The 252-nt window shown below is 65.9% G+C and carries 1 protein-coding gene; it reads right to left on the bottom strand.

Annotated elements, in window-relative coordinates; all coding sequences use genetic code 11:
* The coding region (locus tag ACYQ0J_RS00165) for a CopG family antitoxin (RefSeq protein WP_460170226.1) at positions 1-235 on the bottom strand (235 nt) is incomplete at its 3' end.
* Between the last annotated feature and the right edge of the window lie 17 nt (positions 236-252).

The following is a 252-nucleotide window of genomic DNA, read 5'->3' as shown; positions in this document are numbered from 1 at the left end:
TCTGGTAGCCCTTGCCCTTCCTCCGGGCGATGGCCTTGAGCCGCCTCAGGAGGTCCTCGTCCAGGCGTATGGAAACGGGCCGGGTCCTGGGGCGGGCCGGGGGCAGAAGGCCCTCCGGCGGTGGGGCCATCTCCGCCAGGAGTTCTTCCCCCAGGCCGTGCTCCGCCCAAAAACGGCTCTCCTCTTCCTCACTGGCGAACTCGGGGATTTCCTCCAGGCTGTGCACCTTCCGCATTCTCTTCATGCTTTACT

The sequence above is a fragment of the Thermus sp. FJN-A genome, assembly GCF_054655095.1.
The sequence above is the reverse complement of the archived record's forward strand: the minus strand, read 5'-3'. Positions and strand labels throughout refer to the sequence as shown.